The organism is Cronobacter sp. EKM101R (assembly GCF_963888145.1).
Lineage (GTDB): Bacteria > Pseudomonadota > Gammaproteobacteria > Enterobacterales > Enterobacteriaceae > Cronobacter > Cronobacter turicensis.
This window is the reverse complement of sequence record NZ_CAWPHW010000001.1, coordinates 448,423-466,333: the sequence shown is the minus strand read 5'-3', so window position 1 is coordinate 466,333 and position 17,911 is coordinate 448,423. Positions and strand designations below refer to the sequence as shown.

General features: G+C 54.9%; 18 protein-coding genes and 3 tRNA genes. 6 read left to right on the top strand and 15 right to left on the bottom strand.

Annotated elements, in window-relative coordinates; translation table 11 throughout:
• The first annotated feature begins 70 nt into the window (after positions 1 to 70).
• The gene (locus AACV31_RS02280; protein ID WP_165154545.1) at positions 71 to 1,492 is read left to right on the top strand and encodes an MFS transporter; all 1,422 of its coding nucleotides are present in this window, start codon (positions 71 to 73) and stop codon (positions 1,490 to 1,492) included.
• A gap of 40 nt (positions 1,493 to 1,532) precedes the next feature.
• Here AACV31_RS02280 and AACV31_RS02275 read toward each other — a convergent pair whose 3' ends face one another.
• Together AACV31_RS02275 and AACV31_RS02270 are read right to left on the bottom strand one after the other, a co-directional pair.
• On the bottom strand, positions 1,533 to 2,171 hold the full coding sequence (locus AACV31_RS02275) for an RpiB/LacA/LacB family sugar-phosphate isomerase (RefSeq protein WP_075199207.1): 639 nt from the start codon (positions 2,169 to 2,171) through the stop codon (positions 1,533 to 1,535).
• A gap of 136 nt (positions 2,172 to 2,307) precedes the next feature.
• A complete protein-coding gene (locus tag AACV31_RS02270; protein ID WP_165154547.1) occupies positions 2,308 to 3,564 on the bottom strand; it encodes a methyl-accepting chemotaxis protein in 1,257 nt (418 codons plus the stop codon).
• Between the two features lie 281 nt (positions 3,565 to 3,845).
• On the opposite strand from AACV31_RS02270, the gene yecR reads away from it, so the two are divergent.
• The 3 genes from yecR (at position 3,846) to tyrP (ending at position 6,399) form a co-directional block, all read left to right on the top strand.
• Positions 3,846 to 4,193, top strand: coding sequence for a YecR family lipoprotein (yecR, locus tag AACV31_RS02265; protein ID WP_185155270.1), 348 nt, complete (start codon positions 3,846 to 3,848; stop codon positions 4,191 to 4,193).
• A 267-nt stretch (positions 4,194 to 4,460) separates the two neighbouring features.
• A complete protein-coding gene (ftnA, locus tag AACV31_RS02260; RefSeq protein ID WP_007769735.1) occupies positions 4,461 to 4,958 on the top strand; it encodes a non-heme ferritin in 498 nt (165 codons plus the stop codon).
• 232 nt (positions 4,959 to 5,190) lie between these two features.
• Complete coding sequence (gene tyrP, locus AACV31_RS02255; protein WP_165154549.1) at positions 5,191 to 6,399, top strand: tyrosine transporter TyrP; 1,209 nt, start codon at positions 5,191 to 5,193, stop codon at positions 6,397 to 6,399.
• Between the two features lie 32 nt (positions 6,400 to 6,431).
• Here the strand turns inward: tyrP and AACV31_RS02250 are convergent, their stop codons facing one another.
• Positions 6,432 to 6,851 (bottom strand): GNAT family N-acetyltransferase, encoded by a 420-nt coding sequence (locus tag AACV31_RS02250; RefSeq protein ID WP_165154639.1) that lies wholly within the window; start codon positions 6,849 to 6,851, stop codon positions 6,432 to 6,434.
• 871 nt (positions 6,852 to 7,722) lie between these two features.
• Between AACV31_RS02250 and cspE the strand changes: the two genes are divergently transcribed.
• Positions 7,723 to 7,935: a transcription antiterminator/RNA stability regulator CspE gene (gene cspE, locus AACV31_RS02245; protein ID WP_007720208.1), complete on the top strand. Its 213-nt coding sequence runs from the start codon at positions 7,723 to 7,725 to the stop codon at positions 7,933 to 7,935.
• Between the two features lie 650 nt (positions 7,936 to 8,585).
• Here the strand turns inward: cspE and AACV31_RS02240 are convergent.
• From AACV31_RS02240 to uvrY, 6 genes are all read right to left on the bottom strand, one after another.
• Positions 8,586 to 8,672: transfer RNA gene (locus AACV31_RS02240), tRNA-Leu, on the bottom strand.
• A 12-nt stretch (positions 8,673 to 8,684) separates the two neighbouring features.
• Positions 8,685 to 8,758 (bottom strand) — tRNA-Cys (locus AACV31_RS02235).
• 53 nt (positions 8,759 to 8,811) lie between these two features.
• A tRNA-Gly gene (locus tag AACV31_RS02230) sits at positions 8,812 to 8,887 on the bottom strand.
• A gap of 165 nt (positions 8,888 to 9,052) precedes the next feature.
• Positions 9,053 to 9,601, bottom strand: a complete 549-nt coding sequence (gene pgsA / locus AACV31_RS02225) for a CDP-diacylglycerol--glycerol-3-phosphate 3-phosphatidyltransferase (RefSeq protein WP_007699136.1) — start codon at positions 9,599 to 9,601, stop codon at positions 9,053 to 9,055.
• A 56-nt stretch (positions 9,602 to 9,657) separates the two neighbouring features.
• Entirely contained in the window at positions 9,658 to 11,490 is a 1,833-nt protein-coding gene (uvrC, locus tag AACV31_RS02220) for an excinuclease ABC subunit UvrC (protein WP_015741673.1), read from the bottom strand.
• Positions 11,487 to 12,143, bottom strand: a complete 657-nt coding sequence (gene uvrY / locus AACV31_RS02215) for a UvrY/SirA/GacA family response regulator transcription factor (protein ID WP_004387982.1) — start codon at positions 12,141 to 12,143, stop codon at positions 11,487 to 11,489. Before uvrY ends, uvrC begins: the two co-directional genes overlap by 4 nt.
• 482 nt (positions 12,144 to 12,625) lie before the next feature.
• Between uvrY and AACV31_RS02210 the strand changes: the two genes are divergently transcribed.
• Positions 12,626 to 12,850, top strand: coding sequence for a DUF2594 family protein (locus AACV31_RS02210; protein WP_075199202.1), 225 nt, complete (start codon positions 12,626 to 12,628; stop codon positions 12,848 to 12,850).
• A gap of 73 nt (positions 12,851 to 12,923) precedes the next feature.
• Here AACV31_RS02210 and sdiA read toward each other — a convergent pair whose 3' ends face one another.
• The 6 genes from sdiA to fliZ all read right to left on the bottom strand — a co-directional run bounded on the left by sdiA (position 12,924) and on the right by fliZ (position 17,864).
• Positions 12,924 to 13,649, bottom strand: coding sequence for a transcriptional regulator SdiA (gene sdiA, locus AACV31_RS02205; RefSeq protein ID WP_165154551.1), 726 nt, complete (start codon positions 13,647 to 13,649; stop codon positions 12,924 to 12,926).
• A 251-nt stretch (positions 13,650 to 13,900) separates the two neighbouring features.
• A complete protein-coding gene (tcyN, locus tag AACV31_RS02200) occupies positions 13,901 to 14,653 on the bottom strand; it encodes an L-cystine ABC transporter ATP-binding protein TcyN (protein WP_165154553.1) in 753 nt (250 codons plus the stop codon).
• A complete protein-coding gene (gene tcyL / locus AACV31_RS02195; RefSeq protein ID WP_007769707.1) occupies positions 14,650 to 15,318 on the bottom strand; it encodes a cystine ABC transporter permease in 669 nt (222 codons plus the stop codon). The genes tcyN and tcyL overlap by 4 nt, the downstream gene beginning before the upstream one ends.
• A 23-nt stretch (positions 15,319 to 15,341) precedes the next feature.
• Positions 15,342 to 16,322 carry a D-cysteine desulfhydrase gene (gene dcyD / locus AACV31_RS02190; RefSeq protein WP_165154555.1) on the bottom strand — a complete coding sequence of 327 codons (981 nt, stop codon included), beginning with the start codon at positions 16,320 to 16,322 and terminating at the stop codon, positions 15,342 to 15,344.
• A 107-nt stretch (positions 16,323 to 16,429) separates the two neighbouring features.
• A complete protein-coding gene (gene tcyJ / locus AACV31_RS02185; RefSeq protein ID WP_032806368.1) occupies positions 16,430 to 17,230 on the bottom strand; it encodes a cystine ABC transporter substrate-binding protein in 801 nt (266 codons plus the stop codon).
• Positions 17,231 to 17,315: 85 nt separating this feature from the next.
• A complete protein-coding gene (gene fliZ, locus AACV31_RS02180) occupies positions 17,316 to 17,864 on the bottom strand; it encodes a flagella biosynthesis regulatory protein FliZ (protein ID WP_007769687.1) in 549 nt (182 codons plus the stop codon).
• Positions 17,865 to 17,911: the final 47 nt, after the last annotated feature.

Below are 17,911 nucleotides of genomic sequence, written 5' to 3'. Positions count from 1 at the left end.
GCTGTAAATTCCAGAACTTATCCTTTGTAGGTTTTGTTTAAATTTAATAAAAAAATTTTAGGGAGCAGGCATGGGGCAGAAGACGGCGAAAGCAGGCGCAGGCGGAGTCTCTCCCGCCGCGCTGCTGGTGGCGGGCGCGTTTTTTATGGAATTTCTCGACGGAACGGTTATCGCCACCGCCCTGCCGACCATGGCGCAGACCTTTGGCGTGGAGGCCGTCGCGCTCAATATCGGCATCAGCGCTTATCTGCTGACGCTCGCGGTATTGATACCGGCAAGCGGCTGGATTGCCGATCGCTTCGGCGCGCGTAAGGTGTTTACGCTGGCGCTGGGCATTTTTACCGGCGCCTCGGTGCTGTGCGGGCTGGCGGATTCGCTGGAGATGTTCGTGCTGATGCGCGTATTGCAGGGCGCGGGCGGCGCGCTGATGGTGCCGGTCGGGCGGCTCGCGGTGCTGCGCGTGACGCCCAAACACCAGCTCATTACGGCCATCGCCACGCTGACGTGGCCTGCCCTGGTAGCGCCGATTATCGGGCCACCGCTTGGCGGATTTATCACCAGCTATGCGAACTGGCGCTGGATCTTCTTTATTAACCTGCCCGCCGGGCTTATCGCGATGGCGCTCGCCTGGCGCCTGATCCCTGACCACCACGACAATGACCGTCGGCCGTTCGATACGCCCGGTTTTCTCGCCACCGCGCTGGCGATGGTGGCGCTGGTGTGCGCCATGGAGATGCTGGCCGCGCGCGACGCGAACGGCCTGTTCGCAGGCGCGCTGCTGCTGGCGGGCTGCGGCGCGCTTATCTATGCGCTGCGCCATTTTCGCCGCGCGCCGTTCCCGATGATCCGCCTTGATGCCATGGCGGTGCCGACGTTTCGCGTCACGATGTATGGCGGGTCGCTGTTTCGCGCCTCAATTAGCGCCGTGCCGTTTTTATTGCCGCTGCTGTTTCAGGTGGGTTTCGGGATGGACGCGTTTCACTCGGGGCTGCTGGTGCTGGCGGTTTTTGCGGGCAACCTGACTATCAAGCCCGCTACCACGCCGCTCATCCGCTGGCTGGGGTTTAAAAAATTGCTGCTGATTAACGGTCTGCTGAACGTGCTGGCGCTGCTCGCCTGCGCGCTGTTGACGCCCCAGACGCCGGTGTGGCTTATTCTGCTGATCCTTTTTCTGGGCGGCGTCTTTCGCTCCATTCAGTTTACCGGCATCAGTACGCTGGCGTTTGCGGACGTGCCTTCCGGCGAGATGAGTTACGCCAACACGTTGTTCAGCACCGCCACGCAGCTCGCCGTGGGGCTTGGGGTGACGCTCGGCGCCATCGGCATCCGGCTTGGCGAGGTCATTAGCGCGTCCTTTTTGACTGGCGATATTCCGGGCGTGGGCTTCCGGCTGGCATTTGTGATGATTGCGCTGATAAGCCTGGTGGGAATGACAGATACGCTGCGCCTCGCCGCGCATGCCGGGCACAGCGTCTCCGGCAAGCAGGCATAAAAAAAGCCAGCCCGCGGGCTGGCTTTTTCATCAGGCGTTATCAGCCAAGGAGTTCACGCACGAAACCTTCGATCGCTTTATCCTGGCAGTTATCAAAGAAACATTGCTGGAAACGCTCGCCGGAAACGGCGGTTTTTACCAGTTCAGGATCGATGGCGCGCAGGGTATCAAGATAGTTATCTTTCACCACGGCGGCTTTCACCTGGTTCAGGATACCCGCATTGCGCACCTGCGGCTCTTTACGCTCCGGCGGATACCCTTCGCCGTTGCGGCCGGTGAACGCTTTTTCAAAGATGAAGCGCACGTTGAGTTCGGCACCCCAGCCAAAGCCTTTCGCGAACGGCAGCGCCAGCGCGTTGCCGTTGTTGATCTGCGCGAACAGGAACGCATCCGCCGGATCGATGCAGTAGCCGCACACCACGCCCGGATGAATATTCAGGGACATCAGCGCGCCCTGCCCGGTGCCGCAGCCAGTCACCACGAAATCCACCGCTCTGGAATTCAGCAGGATGCTCGCCATAATCCCGAGGTGAATGTAGGTCAGATGATGATCGTTCTCATCGCTCATGCCGACGTTGTACACCGGGAAGGCTTTTTCGTCCGCCACCGCTTTCAACTCTTTATAGATGATCGCGTTTTTGGCCGCCTGACTGTTTTCCATCATCAGTGCAATTTTCATTGGGTTGTCTCCTGAAAAGGCTATGAATAGCAAACTGTGCGTTCACCATACTATTCACCAAACGCACTTTCAAATTAAATGAAAGATTGTTTTAAAAAGTAGAGTGGTGCTCACAGTTTTCTTTCAAGCCGATTTTTCAGAAGGTTTCCCAGTTCGTCTCCGTGGCGACCGCTTTCGGCGCGCTAACGCCCGCTGGCGCTGGACGCACAAGCGGCGCGGCAGCGGCAGGCTTCGCACGCGCCGTCTGACCACGCAGGCGGAAAAGGCCAACCGCTTCGGTCAGATGCGCGGCCTGGCGCTCCAGATCGTTTGAGGCCAGCACGGATTGCTGCACCAGCTGGACGTTCTGCTGGGTCACGGCATCCATTTCTTTCACCGCGATGCCCACCTGGCTGATGCCGTCGCTCTGCTCGCCGGAGGCGCTGGCAATCTCGGCCATAATGTCGTTGACCTGACGCACGGCGGCCAGGATTTCATCCATCGCCTCGCCCGCCTTTTTCACCTGACCAGAGCCGGTCTGAACATTACTGACCGATTCGTTAAGCAGCGTTTCTATCTCTTTCGCCGCCTGCGCGCTGCGGCTCGCGAGATTGCGCACTTCGCCCGCCACCACCGCAAAACCGCGCCCCTGCTCACCCGCGCGCGCGGCTTCCACCGCGGCGTTGAGGGCCAGAATGTTGGTCTGGAACGCGATGCTGTTAATCACATTAGTGATATCGACGATTTTGCTGGAGCTGCTGGAGATGCGCGACATGGTTTCCATCACCTGCTTCACGGATTCGCCGCCCGTCTGCGCGATGCGTGTGGCGTTACCGGAAAGCTTACTGGCGTGGCTCGCGTTTTCTGCGTTGAGTTTTACCGTACTGCTGAGCTGCTGCATGCTGGAGCTGGTCTGCTCAAGCGCTGCCGCCTGCTCTTCCGAGCGCGTGGAAAGCTCTGTATTGACGCCCGACACCTCTCCCGCGTGGCTGCGAATGGTGTCTGCGCTTGCGCGAATAGCGCTGACGGTTTTTTCCCAGTTATCCTGCATGCGCTGAATATACGGCACCATCAGCCCGACGCAGTTGCGCCCGAGATCCTGAAGCTTCACCTCCAGATTCCCGTCCGCCAGCACGTTCAGATGACCGCGAATGATCTCCACGGGGCGCACCAGGCAGAAGTAGAGATAACGTTCCATCAGAATGGTGAGGGTAATACTGCCCGCCACTGAGAGGAGTAACAGGATCTGGGCGGTGTCGACCCAGCCAGCCTGCTCGGCGTTCAGTTTAAGACTATTTTCCAGGTGATGTAGAAACCAGAGCGTCGCTCCGGAGACCCCCACCCAGGCGATGGTGGATAAGAGCAAAACCCATACCACCATCGCGCGGATTTTAACGTTGCGAATAAAGTTCATAGTGTCGTTTCCTGGTGTGAAGAAGCCGTCCCTGCGCAATCATGACGGTGCCTGTCCGTGCCTTTTCTGCATTTCTTTACGTCACAGATAAAGACTGACCGTATCGTAGTTGTCGGCCTGCGCATGCAAAACTTAAGCATTGCAACAATAAACTTAAGTAACTATTGAAAGTCACGTCGCGTGAGCTTTTGACTAAAAGCGCGGGATACGGGGTGATCCGGGGGCTTTTCAGGCGATTGCGAAAGGCGCTTCCATGGCATGATGTTATAAAGGCAAACTTTGTGAGAACACCGATGCGCAAGGTCATTATCATTACCGCGCTGCTCGCGCTGAGCGGTTGCACCATTACCAAAACGCCGGAAATCGTTGGCGGCAGTAAAGTTACCGGCACCGTGAGACTCGGCATTAGCGAACAACCGCTGCAACATGCGAAAGTGGATAACTACGTCGCGCAGTCGATGGCGAATCGCCAGTGTCAGGACTGGGGCTATGCGGTTGCTGAAGCGTATGGCGCGCCGGTAAAAACCTGCTCCGTCGTGACGGGCACCCAGTGCATGACGGAATCTATCGTGCTGGAGTATCAGTGCCGCGGCTTTACCATTAATAACCGCGCGGTTAGCGGCTGGTAAAATGGCTTTACAGCTGCCGTCGCCCGGCGGTGGCTGCGCGCCCTCTTTTTATACGTGTATTTCCCCGTCGCGATCAGGTTTATCCTCTTATTTCACGCCGCTTTTATTTCCGCTTCTCCGCGCAATAATAATTCTCATTTAATTAATGAATGACTTTAATTCCCATTTGCATTATTAACGCCGCGCTTTTTTATTTTATCTTTTGCAAACAGTTTAATAACAAATTATAGTGCAGCGATAATTACCCCCCTTATTGCGGAGAGAAATATGCTGAAGCCGGATATGATTGAAAAACTCAATGAGCAGATGAATCTTGAACTCTATTCTTCTCTGCTTTACCAACAGATGAGCGCCTGGTGCAGCTATCACAGCTTTGAAGGGGCGGCGGCGTTTTTAAGCCGTCACGCGCAGGAAGAGATGACGCATATGCAGCGTCTCTTTAATTATCTGACAGATACCGGGAGTTTCCCGCGCATCAACGCCGTGCCGTCGCCGTTTGCCGACTACGCCTCTCTCGATGCGCTGTTCCAGGCGACTTATGAGCATGAGCAACTGATCACCCGTCAGATTAACGCACTGGCGCATGTCGCCATGACCACTCAGGATTACCCGACGTTTAATTTCCTGCAATGGTATGTTGCGGAACAGCATGAAGAAGAAAAACTCTTTAAATCCGTGCTGGATAAACTGAGCCTCGCGGGTAAAAGCGGCGAAGGGCTTTATTTCATCGATAAAGAACTGGCGACGCTCGACACTCAGGCCTGATATTTCCCCGGTAATGGCGCCCGTCATTACCGGTTTTAATTCCCCCTCCCTTTTATTTCTTTTAACGCCTCCCTTTTTCTGTGTGCGTATGCTGCGCCAGACGATTGCTGCCTTAAATAAACTCGTAAAGATAATATTACAGCGCGCGTAACGTCAGTTTGACGAAGCCGCCAGAATTCTTTACCCTGCGCAGCATAAACTTTCAGTCGATCATTGCAGGGCAGAACACCGCGTGAAGAACCGCACTCTTGGCAGTATTTTTATCGTCGCCGGCACCACCATCGGCGCAGGGATGCTGGCGATGCCGCTGGCGGCGGCGGGCGTCGGCTTCGGCGTTACCGCGCTGCTGCTTTTCTTACTCTGGGCAGTGATGTGCTATACGGCGCTGCTACTGGTGGAAGTCTATCAGCATCATCCGGCCTCCACGGGCCTCGGTACGCTGGCATTGCATTACCTCGGTAAGCCAGGCCAGTGGCTGGCGGGCTTTAGCATGTTATTTTTGATGTATGCGCTGACGGCGGCCTATATCAGCGGCGCGGGTGAACTGCTGGCCTCAAGCCTCAGCCAGTGGCTCGACATGCGTATCACGCCTGCGACCGGCGTGCTGGCGTTTACGCTGGTGGGCGGGCTTATCGTCAGCATCGGCACGCACAGCGTTGATATGGTGAACCGTCTGCTGTTTACCGCCAAAACGGTGTTCCTGGTCGTAATGCTGGCGATGATGATGCCGCATATTCATCAGGTGAATCTGCTGACGCTGCCGGTGGAGAAAGGCCTGGCGCTCTCTGCACTGCCGGTGATTTTTACCTCGTTCGGCTTTCACGGTAGCGTGCCGAGTGTCGTGAGCTACATGAAAGGCGACGTGCGCAAGCTTAAACTGGTTTTCATTACCGGCAGCGCGATCCCGCTGGTGGCGTATCTGTTCTGGCAGCTTGCGACGCTTGGCGCAATCCCTTCAGACACCTTTATGGGCCTGCTCGCCAACCATGCCGGGCTGAACGGTCTGCTGCAGGCGGTGCGCGATGTTGTTGCCTCGCCGCATGTAGAGCTGGCGGTACATCTGTTCGCCGATCTGGCGCTCGCCACCTCGTTTCTTGGCGTGTCGCTCGGGCTGTTTGATTATCTGGCGGATATGTTTAAACGCCGCCGTACCGTGGCAGGCCGCGCCCAGAGCGGGCTGATGACGTTTGTACCGCCGCTGGCCTTCGCGCTTTTCTACCCCCAGGGGTTTGTTATGGCGCTCGGCTATGCGGGCGTGGCGCTGGCGGTACTGGCGCTGCTGCTCCCGGCGCTGCTGGCCTGGCAGAGCCGTAAACGCCACGCGGCGGCCTGGCAGGTCGCGGGCGGCAACATCATGCTGGCGCTTATCTTCGCCTGCGGCATCGGCATCGTGGCTATCCAGTGCCTGATTAGCGCGGGCATCTTGCGAGAAGTCGGTTAAACATAAAAGGCCCCTGACTCGGGGCCTTGTTGTTAGCCGTGACTGAGCGCCTTACCGAGATAAAAACGGGAATGGCCTGCGAGATAATCCGGCGCCACGCCGTAAATTTTATAGCCCTGTTTGCGGTAAAATTCCGGCGCCTGAAAACTAAAAGTATCGACAAATACCCGTTTGCAGCCGCGCTTACGCCCTTCTTCTTCGGCCATCGCCATCAGCACCGCGCCGGTACCCTGCCCGCGCAGCGATTCATCAACCCAGAGAAACTCGATATGCAGGCAGCCCCAGTAGCTGCGCCCGGTAAGGCCTGCGCAGAGTTCTCCCTGCGCATCGTTCACGCTGATAATCAACTCCTGCGCGTCAGCCGTCATATGCGCTGCGTTATACCGGCCAAGCTGTTTTTTAATGCGCGTCTTGAGTTCGTCATCGGGAGTGTTGGTCAGTAGGTATTCCATCATCGTCTCCTTGTTATCATAAAGAGACCATAAGCGTTTCAGGCAAAGGGGGTAAGCCCTCAAATCCGGCAGGCGTCTTTCTGAGAAGGTATGGGGTTTGCGGGCCGCGTGGGGTAAAAAAACAGCCAGTCCTCATGGACTGGCTCAGTATATAGTGGTTTGCGCCGTCCTGGCCCTTGTTCCGCAATGTACGATTCTCCCCCGAGGGGTCCGCGGCAGAATGGCTCAACCCTGGGGCCTGCCCGCAGACCTGGAAAACTCACTGCAGCTTATGGATAGCACCATGATGGGGTGCACTTAAAAGGTAGCCGCCGCCCCGAAAAGTGCATACATGATATATTTTGATAGGCCATTTTCTTGCCGGAGTGTGATTATGATCAAGTCACAAAGCGGAACGCCTCTCGCATCTGCAAAGAGGGGTCGTCGTCATCTCGTTAACCCCTGTTATCTGGACGCCCGCTTAACGTTTTACGTCATTGCATGAGCGCCCGGCGTGACGCTCTGACGCTGACGAAACAATGTCCACAGATTTCTTAATACGAAACGGGTCAACGCGCCCAAATTCTAATGTGCCTTGCTCCCACTCTGTTTAAAAACGCGGCGAATAAAACCGAGGTGAATAGCCCTGTAGCCGTCCGGGCATATAAGCGGTTAAAATAAACGTTGCTAAACAAAATTTTATATGACTTAATAGCGTCATCGGTTTGGAATACAGACCTTATGAAAGCAGTTTTAGTAAAGCAGTCCTCAGTTCAAGTGTTATCAGCAGATATCCTTCCTCATGAGCCTTCTCCTAAGTGCCAAATAAGTATCTCTCTAATGACAGGCCATCATCGCCGCGCTTAGTGGCTCAAAAATTAAGGAAGTATCTATGTCTAATAAAATGACTGGTTTAGTAAAATGGTTTAACGCTGATAAAGGTTTTGGCTTTATCACCCCGAATGACGGCAGCAAAGATGTGTTCGTACACTTCTCTGCGATTCAGAGCGACAACTTCAAAACGCTTGATGAAGGCCAGCAGGTTTCTTTCACCATTGAAAATGGTGCTAAAGGCCCGGCAGCAGGTAATGTCACTCCGCTGTAAGCGCTGAATCTATCAGCAGGTCTTACGACTGCGACGAAGGTTATCACCTGAGCAGCTAAGCGCTACTGATAATAAAAGAACCCGCCTTGTGCGGGTTTTTTATTATATTAATTCAGTACACCTCTTCATTTCCCCCTCCCCGCTCCGAATACAATATCAGCCCGGAAAGGGTTAATACTCAGGGCCGCATTAAAGGTTCAATTCCAATCCACTTCACCGTGGGCTGCCAGCACAGTTTTAGCGGAGGGAGAGGAATTTTCTGTCCTTCTGATTCAAGCTCACCCGGATAAATAGTCCACTTCACGTTTGCATATTCTTGATAAATTTTAAATACGACATACGCTGAGCCATAGTCATCATTATTCGTGATCCTGGGGACATTACGGTGCACTTCATCACTGTTGATGTCATAAGGTGAAGGCCTGGCATATGTGCCCTCCAGCTTCGCTTAGAGGACGCGCTTCGGGCAAAGAGGGTCATGAGGCTATATGTGAGTAAGCCAGGCCGTGAAAGAAAGCGGGAAGGATTTTACAAGGGAATCAGGAAAGATGTCAGGAGAGATGTCAGGAAAAGGCGGTACAAAATAAAAAACCACCCGAAGGTGGTTTGCACGACACTGCTTATTGCTTTGATTATTCTTGTCTTTCCCATGGTGCCCGGGGCGGGACTTGAACCCGCACAGCGCGAACGCCGAGGGATTTTAAATCCCTTGTGTCTACCGATTTCACCACCCGGGCTCGGGAAGAAAGTGGAGGCGCGTTCCGGAGTCGAACCGGACTAGGCGGATTTGCAATCCGCTACATAACCGCTTTGTTAACGCGCCAGAATTGCTTTGCCTTTTCAGGCGGACACCAGCAAAAGGCTGATATCTAAATTTGGAGCGGGAAACGAGACTCGAACTCGCGACCCCGACCTTGGCAAGGTCGTGCTCTACCAACTGAGCTATTCCCGCTTATCAAAGTAACTGAAGCGAATCGCTTAATCTAATTACTTGATTTGCTTATCGTCCAACGAACCGTGCCGCCGTTCGATGCGTTGCATTCTACTTACCTCACGCAACGAGTCAACGAAATTTTCAGGCAACGCGATTCGTTTGCTGAATTTTGCGCCGTATAGATCACCGTTCGAGCAAATCGCCGCGTGCGGCGTTCAAATACTGGAACATCGACCAGAACGTCAGCACCGCGGCGACGAAAAACAGCGCAATCCCGGCATATTCGATCCACATGTTCGGGCGCCACAGTAAGCCTATCAACGCCAGCATCTGCGCCGTGGTTTTCACTTTGCCAATCCACGAGACCGCCACGCTGCTGCGTTTGCCGAGTTCCGCCATCCATTCGCGCAACGCGGAGATAATAATTTCGCGCGCGATCATGGTGGCCGCCGGCAGGGTTATCCACCAGCTGTGGTAATGCTCCACCACCAGCACCATCGCGATACCCACCATCACTTTATCTGCGACCGGGTCAAGGAACGCGCCGAAGCGCGTGCTTTGGTTCCAGCGGCGGGCGAGAAAACCGTCAAACCAGTCGGTGATCGCCGCAAAGCAGAAAATCAGCGCGCAGAGGAAAGGCGCCCAGTGAAAAGGCAGATAGAACGCGAGCACGAAAAACGGGATCAGAATGACACGAAACAGCGTCAGCAATGTAGGGATATTAAATCGCATAGTGCAGGTAACTATCTGTCATAATTTGAGATTACCGCTATGTTGCTACATAGCCCTTAATGTTTCAACGAGTAGTAGATCTTTTCTGCGAGGGCCTGAGAGATACCCGGCACTTTCGCAATTTCTTCAACCGACGCGTTCAACAACGGCTGCAACCCACCCATGTATTTGAGCAGCATCTGGCGGCGTTTCGGCCCGATGCCTTCAATCGTCTCAAGCGTGCTGGTGTTCTTCACTTTGGCGCGTTTTTTACGGTGACCGGTAATCGCATGGTTGTGCGACTCATCGCGAATATGCTGAATCACATGCAGCGCCGGTGAGTCAGACGGTAAGGCGAAGCCCTCCCCTTCCGGCTCCAGAAACAGCGTTTCCAGCCCGGCCTTGCGGTCGCTGCCTTTCGCCACGCCAAGCAGCAGCGGATGATGTTTATCCCAGGGCACGTCGAGCTCGGCAAAAACTGTTTTCGCCTGGCTAAGCTGCCCTTTACCGCCATCGATGAGGATGATATCCGGCACTTTACTCTCTTCGATGGCTTTGCCGTAACGACGGCGCAGCACCTGATTCATCGCCGCGTAATCATCGCCCGGCGTGATGTCGGTAATATTATAGCGGCGATATTCCGCGCGCAGCGGCCCGTTGGCGTCAAATACCACGCAGGAAGCCACCGTCTGCTCGCCCATCGTATGGCTGATGTCGAAACACTCCATACGCTTTATTTCCGGCAGATGCAGCGCCTGCGCCAGCGCGGTGAGGCGCTGGCTGATTGTCGACTGCTGGGAAAGCCGCGTGGTCAGCGCCGTCGCCGCATTGGTGCGGGCAAGCTTCAGGTAGCGCGCGCGATCGCCGCGCGGGCGAGTCTGGACATTCACCCGGCGTCCGGCGATTTCAGTCAGCGTCTCGGCCAGCAGCTCCGGCGTGGTAAGCGGGAAATCAAGCAGGATTTCGCCCGGCAACGTGCGCATCTGGCTGCCCTGCAGATAGAACTGACCGACAAAGGTTTCCACGACTTCCGCCAGTTCAGTGCCGCTCGGCACTTTCGGGTAGTAGCTGCGGCTGCCCAACACTTTCCCCTGGCGGATAAACAGCACATGCAGACAGGCCATGCCCGACTCAAACGCCACGCCGATGACGTCCAGATCGTCGCCGTTATTCGAGACAAACTGTTTTTCCGTCACGCGGCGCACCGCCTGAATCTGATCGCGCAGGCGCGCGGCCTCTTCAAATGCCAGATTCTGGCTCGCCTGCTCCATGCGCGACACCAGCTGGTTAATCACCTGATCGTCTTTACCGGCGAGAAACAGCCGCACGTACTCTACCTGCTGCGCGTAATCTTCTTCGCTCACCAGCCCTTCAACGCACGGCCCGAGGCAGCGGCCAATCTGATATTGCAGACACGGGCGCGAACGGTTGCGATAGACGCTGTTCTCACACTGGCGAATCGGGAAAATCTTCTGCAGCAGCGCGAGGGTTTCACGCACCGCGTAGCCGTTCGGGAACGGGCCGAAATACTCGCCTTTGGCGTGCTTGGCGCCGCGGTGTGTCGCAAGACGCGGATGCGTATCGCCGCTCAGGAAAATATACGGGTAAGATTTGTCATCGCGCAGCAGCACGTTATAGCGCGGCTGGTAGAGCTTAATGTAGTTATGCTCCAGCAGCAGCGCTTCGGTTTCGGTGTGGGTTACCGTCACGTCGATATTCTGGATTTGCGCCACCAGCGCTTCGGTTTTACGGCTGGCGAGATTGCTGCGAAAATAGCTGGCAAGGCGTTTTTTGAGATCTTTGGCCTTGCCGACGTAGATAACCGTCCCGCTGGCGTCATACATACGGTAGACGCCAGGCTGGCTGGTGACGGTTTTCAGAAACGATTTGGAATCAAAAACTTCACTCACTGACTTGATAAGGTCTCCGCGTTACACAGGCCATGGCGGATGGCCAGATGCGTCAATTCGACATCGCCGTGAATGTTTAGCTTACTAAACATACGATAGCGGTAGCTGTTGACGGTTTTGGGACTGAGATTAAGCTGCTCAGAGATTTCATTGACCTTCTGGCCTTTGGTAATCATCAGCATAATCTGCAATTCCCTTTCCGACAAACTTGCGAAAGGGGATTCGCTGCGGTCGGGCTCAATCTGACTGAGCGCCATCTGCTGTGCGATGTCGGAAGCGATATAGCGCCGCCCGGCGTGAACCGATCGGATAGCGCTCACTACTTCGGCGGGAGCCGCACCTTTACTCAGATATCCCGCGGCGCCGGCCTGCATGACTTTAGCCGGAAGCGGATTTTCCGTATGTACGGTTAACATGATCACTTTAATGTCTGAAGAATAACGAGCGATTTTGCGAGTCGCCTCCAGGCCGCCAATGCCCGGCATATTCATGTCCATCAGCACGACATCCACGGGGTGAATGCGGCACCATTTGATGGCGTCCTCGCCGCAGCAGGCTTCGCCTGCCACTTTAATGCCCTTCATATCTTCAAGTATGCGTCGTATCCCTGCGCGCACCAGTTCGTGGTCATCAACAAGAAGAACGTTGATCAAAGGAAAACACTCCTCAAAAAGGGATAACGCTGCTGGTAACTTATTCGCCCCATATTAGCGTTTTTTAACTCAATTTTGAAACGCAAAAAATGCACTTATGTAAGCATCGGCCCCGTTAAACCCTATTAAAACGCGTTTTTAAACCACTAACAGAGGCGCAGACACTTAAAAACCGCCGAAAAATCAAAGCACAGCATTTTTGGGTATAACTTATTACGGACTGACAATTTTAAAGCGCTGATAAGCAACTTTTAAATTTACAACGAAGAAACTTATTAGAAACATATATTTTCACCGCTACGTCAGCGAACCCTGTGTAATCCGGCATATCAGGGAAAGCTTATTATAATAAGCCGCGCGCGCGGTAAAATGCTCAAAAAATCGGCGCTAATTACTTTTTTGGACCTTATGGTATACTCCGCCGCCTTATAACATCGACAGGCGTGCCCCGCGCACGCAGTTACACTGACAGAGGACAAAATATGAGCGCTCCCGATATTTCCACCGCAGAGAACAATCAGGAACTGGCCACCGAGGTGTCCTGCCTGAAATCCCTGCTGACCCTGATGCTACAGGCGATGGGCCAGGCAGATGCGGGCCGGGTTATTCTGAAAATGGAAAAACAGATAGCCGAAATGGAAGACGCAACGCAGGCGGCGGTTTACACCAACACCGTTAAGCAGATTAAACAAGCTTACCGCCGTTAATAAAAAAACCGGCTGGAGAGCGGTTATTCTTCCAGCCGGTTCGAGTGTCTGACACGCAGAACAAATTACCCGATCAAATCAGCCCTATTGCAGCAGCATAGCAGGCAATTTGGGTTTTGTTCGGAGCATTAAACTTCTTCTGCATATTTTTCTGGTGGAAATTAACGGTATTTTCCGAAATAGATAATATTATCGCTATTTCCGCAGACGTTTTACCTTCCGCCGTCCACTGCAATATCTCTTTTTCTCGCTTACTCAGTTTCATTTCCAGCACGGTCGCCGCCGGATCTTCCAGACGCATCATCGCGACGAGGCTTTGTTCCACTAAATGCTGAAGTCGCAACGCCAGTTCGTCATCCGGCATGGAGTGTCCACGCGGGCTGGTTCCAGAGACGGACAAAAATCCCTGGGCGCGGTTAGGCGCAATGACGCACTGCGTTACGCCCTTGACCAGACCGTGGTCGCGCGCGGCATTCCAGAGCTCCTCTGCGGCGCCGGCAAACAGCGCGTCATTCCATGAGAGCGGGCCTATCAGATAGTTGGCGGGCTTCAGCACCGGATCTATCACGTAGTAATTTTCCGCCTGATAATGCTCAAGCCAGGCTTCAGGATAGGTGGTGTGCAGCGTCAGTTTTGGGCGCGTGAAAGGCACAGGATGGCGAACGCAAAGCGCGAAATAATCATATTCCATGTTCTGCGTTTCGGTTTTCAGGAGCGAATAAATGTCGCCTGAATCCTGAATTTCCTGAAAGCGGGTCGCCATTTCCCGACGCCAGTTAAAAAAGTCACTTTCCTTCATGCTGTGGGGCGAAACTCCTGTCGTGCTGTAAGCATTATTTTTTGTGATATGACAAAGTAACACATTCTACATAATTATTAATATCAATAATCGGCATTCTGCACGGGACATTGCGCCAGACGCAGGCTTTAAGGCAAATTAAATCGCTAAGGGACTGTTGATGCTGATTAATTGGTCAGACGTATTTTAAAGCTTATTTTTTACAGGGTTTCCAGGGAGAGCCCGGCGCGGGAAACACGCCGGGCAACCAGTCAGGCATTAAGAAACTTATCTAAAAACTGGCGGGTGCGCGGCTGCGTCGGGTTAGCAAACAGGGTTTTCGCCTCGCCCTGCTCGACGATTTTTCCCTGATCCATAAAGATGGCGCGATCGGCCACATCACGCGCAAAACTCATCTCATGGGTCACAATCACCATCGTACGCTTCTCCTGCGCCAGCTGGCGAATCGTGTTCAGCACTTCGCCCACCAGCTCCGGATCCAGCGCAGATGTGGGCTCATCGAACAGAATCACCTCCGGGCGCATCGCCAGCGCGCGGGCGATCGCCACACGCTGCTGTTGTCCGCCGGAGAGGCGCTTCGGGTAGCTGTTTTCTTTACCGGAAAGCCCCACTTTCGCCAGCAGTTCGCGGGCGCGCGCCGTGGCGTCGGCTTTCGGTTCGCCTTTGACGATAACCGGGCCTTCGATAATGTTCTCAAGCACCGTGCGATGCGGGAACAGATTGAAACTCTGAAAGACAAAGCCGACCTGCTGGCGCAGCTGGCGGACCAGACCACGCTGTTCGCGAATCGATTTGGCGGTATCAATCGTGATATCGCCCACGCGCACAGTGCCGTTTTCAGGCTGTTCCAGCAGGTTAATGCTGCGCAGGAGCGTGGTTTTGCCGGAGCCGCTGGGGCCGATAATCGCCACCACTTCCCCGGTATGTACTTCCAGGTCGATGCCGTGCAGCACCGTCTGCCCGTGAAACGACTTCACCAGGTTTTTGACCTCAATGGCACTCATTTCGGATCGCGCTCCTGTCGGTTCAGCTGGTTTTCAAAATGGTTTTGCAACGCGGAAAGCACCGTCGCCATCACCCAGTAAATCAGCGACGCGGCCAGATACATGGTAAAGACTTCCAGCGTGCGCGAGGTAATGAGCTGCGCCTGGCGGAACAGTTCCGGCACCTGAATGGTGGCGGCGAGCGAGGTATCTTTCACGAGGCTGATAAAACTGTTGCCGAGCGGCGGCAGCGCCACGCGGGCGGCCTGCGGCAGAATGGCGCGGCGGAGCGTCTGCCACGGCGTCATGCCGATACTGGCCGCCGCCTCCCACTGCCCTTTATCGATAGACGAAATCGCCGCGCGCAGCGTCTCGGAGGTGTACGCCGCGGTATTAAGCGAAAGGCCGATCATCGCCGCCGGGATCGGGTCCAGCTCGATACCGAACTGCGGCAGACCGTAGTAGATCATAAACAGCTGTGCGATAAGCGGCGTGCCGCGAAACACCGAAATATAAAAGCGCGCCAGCCACGATACCGGCCAGAAAGGCGAAAGGCGCATCATCGCCAGCAGAAAGCCTAATACCAGGCCGAAAAACATGCCGCCGATGCTCAGCTGTAGCGTAAAAACGGCTCCTTTGAGAAGAAAGGGCGCCGAGTCGATAACCAGTTGGATACTTTCCTGCATTATGTTGGTTTCACCCTGCGTTTTCAGACATGCGGATGGTACGCGAACAGCGCCGGAGCGCCGCCGGTGTGAATAAAGAGAATCGGGCCATTATCTTTGAAACGGTTCTGGGCGATGCCGTCAATCAGCCCGGCCATCGCTTTGCCGGTATAAACCGGATCCAGCAGAATGCCTTCAAGGCGCGCCAGCAGCTTCACCGCTTCCATGCCTTCGTCATTCGGCATGCCGTAGCCCGGCGCGAAGTAATCGTCCCACAGCAGAATAGCAGCCCGCGCTTCCAGCTCCAGCGCCTCAGCGACGCCCTGCTGCAATGCCACCACTTTCGGCTTCTGCAACGCGACGCTTCGCGAAACCGTTACGCCGATAAGCTCGGCGTCGGGCATCCCCTGCTCCAGCCCGACCGCCAGTCCCGCGTGCGTACCGGCGCTGCCGGAAGCCACCACCACGGAAGACGGACGCACGATGCCTTCGCACTGCTGCACAATTTCAAGCGTACTTTCGACATAGCCGAGCGCGCCCAGCACATTCGAGCCGCCGACCGGGATCACATAAGGCCGAAAGCCCTGTGCCTCCAGACGCACCGCCAGTTCGTCAAGCTGCTGGTCCGGCGCGTCCAGCGCGTCGCACATTTCAACCTGCACGTTAAAGAGATCCAGCAACAGCCGGTTGCCGTTCGTCAGATAGTTCTCTTCACGCGTGGCGATCGGGTTTTCCAGCAGCGCCACGCAATGTAAACCGAGGCGCGCGGCAACCGCCGCCGTCTGGCGCACATGGTTAGACTGGATAGCGCCCGCGGTCACCAGCGTGTCGGCCCCTTCGCGCAGCGCCTGGGCCGCGAGAAACTCCAGCTTGCGCAGCTTATTGCCGCCCATCGCCACCGGCATCGCGTCGTCGCGCTTGATAAAAATTTCGCGGCCCAGGTAGTCGGACAGGCGCGGCAGGAAATCCAGCGGCGTGGGCGCGCCGATAAGCTCAAGACGCGCAAAGCGGGTAAGATTATGCATGGTGAAACCTCATGCCAGTTCAGCGGTTAAACCGTCATTATGCAGCAATTCTTCGCAGGCATAAAAAAAGGCGCTGATATCAGCACCTTTTTTGCGCAACGAAACCCTTATTTGGTCACGTCCGCGCCAAACCACTTCTCAGAGATTTTCTTCAGCGTGCCATCTTTCTGCATCTCAGCGATGGCGCTGTCGACGGCCTTCACGAAATCGTCGTTGCCTTTACGCACCGCGACGCCCGCTTCCTGACGAGAGAACGGCTCACCGGCCGCGGCCAGCGTATTATTGGTTTTCTTCACCAGATCCAGTGCCGCCAGGCGATCCACCAGAATGGCGTCAATGCGGCCTACGCGCAGATCCTGATATTTGGTCGGGTCGTCGTCGTAGGTACGGATATCCACACCCTGTACGTTCTGGCGCAGCCACTCTTCATAGTTGGTGCCAAGCCCGACGCCGACTTTCTTGCCCTTGAGATCGGCGGCGGTTTTAATGCTCTGCGCGTTCTCTTTCTTCACCAGCGCCTGAATACCGGAAACGGTATACGGCGTTGAGAAATCATATTTTTTCTTGCGCTCGTCGGAGATAGTGACCTGGTTAATCACCACGTCAATACGCTTAGAATCCAGCGATGCCAGCATCCCGTCCCATTTGGTCGGCTTAAGGGAGGCTTTCACGCCCAGGTGCTTTGCGAGCTCCTCGGCGAACTCCACTTCAAAGCCAGTCAGCTTGCCGTCATCGCCCTGGAAGCTAAACGGCGGATAGGTGCCTTCCAGCCCCACCAGCAGCGTGCCGCGTTCTTTAACTTTATTCAGCAAATTTTCCGCAGCATAGGTTTTCACGCTCATGCCTGCTACCAGCGCGACCGCCATGACGCCCATGAGTGCCTGACGACCAAAAAGTGCAAGTTTCATAAGTACCCCGAATTAACGAAATTGAGTGCTAGTGTAAGTAGTTACGCAAAGAAATCAAAATCACTGTGCTACAACTTATGCTTTTTTAATATATATCAGAAGTTGCCGACGAGTCGGTTTTCTCCGTCGGGACTAAAGAGACTTGCTGATACTGGGCATACTTACGAAGCGCAATACGGTAATTATTGGTACTGGTAAGCGGCAGCCACGCCTCCAGATGCTCGTCGAGATTATCCTGACGGGCAAGGGAGAGCGGCACCTGGCGTTGGGTGAGATGCGCGCCGAGACGGCGCAGGCGCACCACATATTCGCGGATCGTGCCATGGCTCATATCGGTCTGCTCGAAGAGATATTGCTTAAAGCCGATGATATCGAAATAGTTGCTCTGCTCTTTGCAGTGCAGATCGCCACAGAAGCGACAGAGCGCCACCCAGTCCAGCTTTTCCTGCTCCCAGGCGGTCTCGTCAAGTAGCGTATCAAGCGCAGCGATAGCGACCTTGTTCACAATCTCGCCGCGATGGACCAGCGTAATGCGATCCAGCAGCTTGTGACAATGGGCACAATGCGTCTGTGAGTGCTTAAAATCTTTAAGGTAGCGGCTCAGGGGCCGCCTTTTAGGTTGCTGCGCCGTCATGATAACTCCTGGTTGTCGTAACTGTATGCGGCATTACCAGGATGATG

Excerpts from the sequence above, each read along its gene's own strand:
- AACV31_RS02280 (WP_165154545.1), top strand. The coding sequence starts at position 71 with ATGGGGCAGAAGACGGCGAAAGCAGGCGCAGGCGGAGTCTCTCCCGCC.
- AACV31_RS02275 (WP_075199207.1), bottom strand. The coding sequence starts at position 2,171 with ATGAAAATTGCACTGATGATGGAAAACAGTCAGGCGGCCAAAAACGCG.
- AACV31_RS02270 (WP_165154547.1), bottom strand. The coding sequence starts at position 3,564 with ATGAACTTTATTCGCAACGTTAAAATCCGCGCGATGGTGGTATGGGTT.
- ftnA (WP_007769735.1), top strand. The coding sequence starts at position 4,461 with ATGCTGAAGCCGGATATGATTGAAAAACTCAATGAGCAGATGAATCTT.
- AACV31_RS02250 (WP_165154639.1), bottom strand. The coding sequence starts at position 6,851 with ATGGAATACCTACTGACCAACACTCCCGATGACGAACTCAAGACGCGC.
- cspE (WP_007720208.1), top strand. The coding sequence starts at position 7,723 with ATGTCTAATAAAATGACTGGTTTAGTAAAATGGTTTAACGCTGATAAA.
- pgsA (WP_007699136.1), bottom strand. The coding sequence starts at position 9,601 with ATGCGATTTAATATCCCTACATTGCTGACGCTGTTTCGTGTCATTCTG.
- AACV31_RS02210 (WP_075199202.1), top strand. The coding sequence starts at position 12,626 with ATGAGCGCTCCCGATATTTCCACCGCAGAGAACAATCAGGAACTGGCC.
- sdiA (WP_165154551.1), bottom strand. The coding sequence starts at position 13,649 with ATGAAGGAAAGTGACTTTTTTAACTGGCGTCGGGAAATGGCGACCCGC.
- tcyN (WP_165154553.1), bottom strand. The coding sequence starts at position 14,653 with ATGAGTGCCATTGAGGTCAAAAACCTGGTGAAGTCGTTTCACGGGCAG.
- tcyL (WP_007769707.1), bottom strand. The coding sequence starts at position 15,318 with ATGCAGGAAAGTATCCAACTGGTTATCGACTCGGCGCCCTTTCTTCTC.
- dcyD (WP_165154555.1), bottom strand. The coding sequence starts at position 16,322 with ATGCATAATCTTACCCGCTTTGCGCGTCTTGAGCTTATCGGCGCGCCC.
- tcyJ (WP_032806368.1), bottom strand. The coding sequence starts at position 17,230 with ATGAAACTTGCACTTTTTGGTCGTCAGGCACTCATGGGCGTCATGGCG.
- fliZ (WP_007769687.1), bottom strand. The coding sequence starts at position 17,864 with ATGACGGCGCAGCAACCTAAAAGGCGGCCCCTGAGCCGCTACCTTAAA.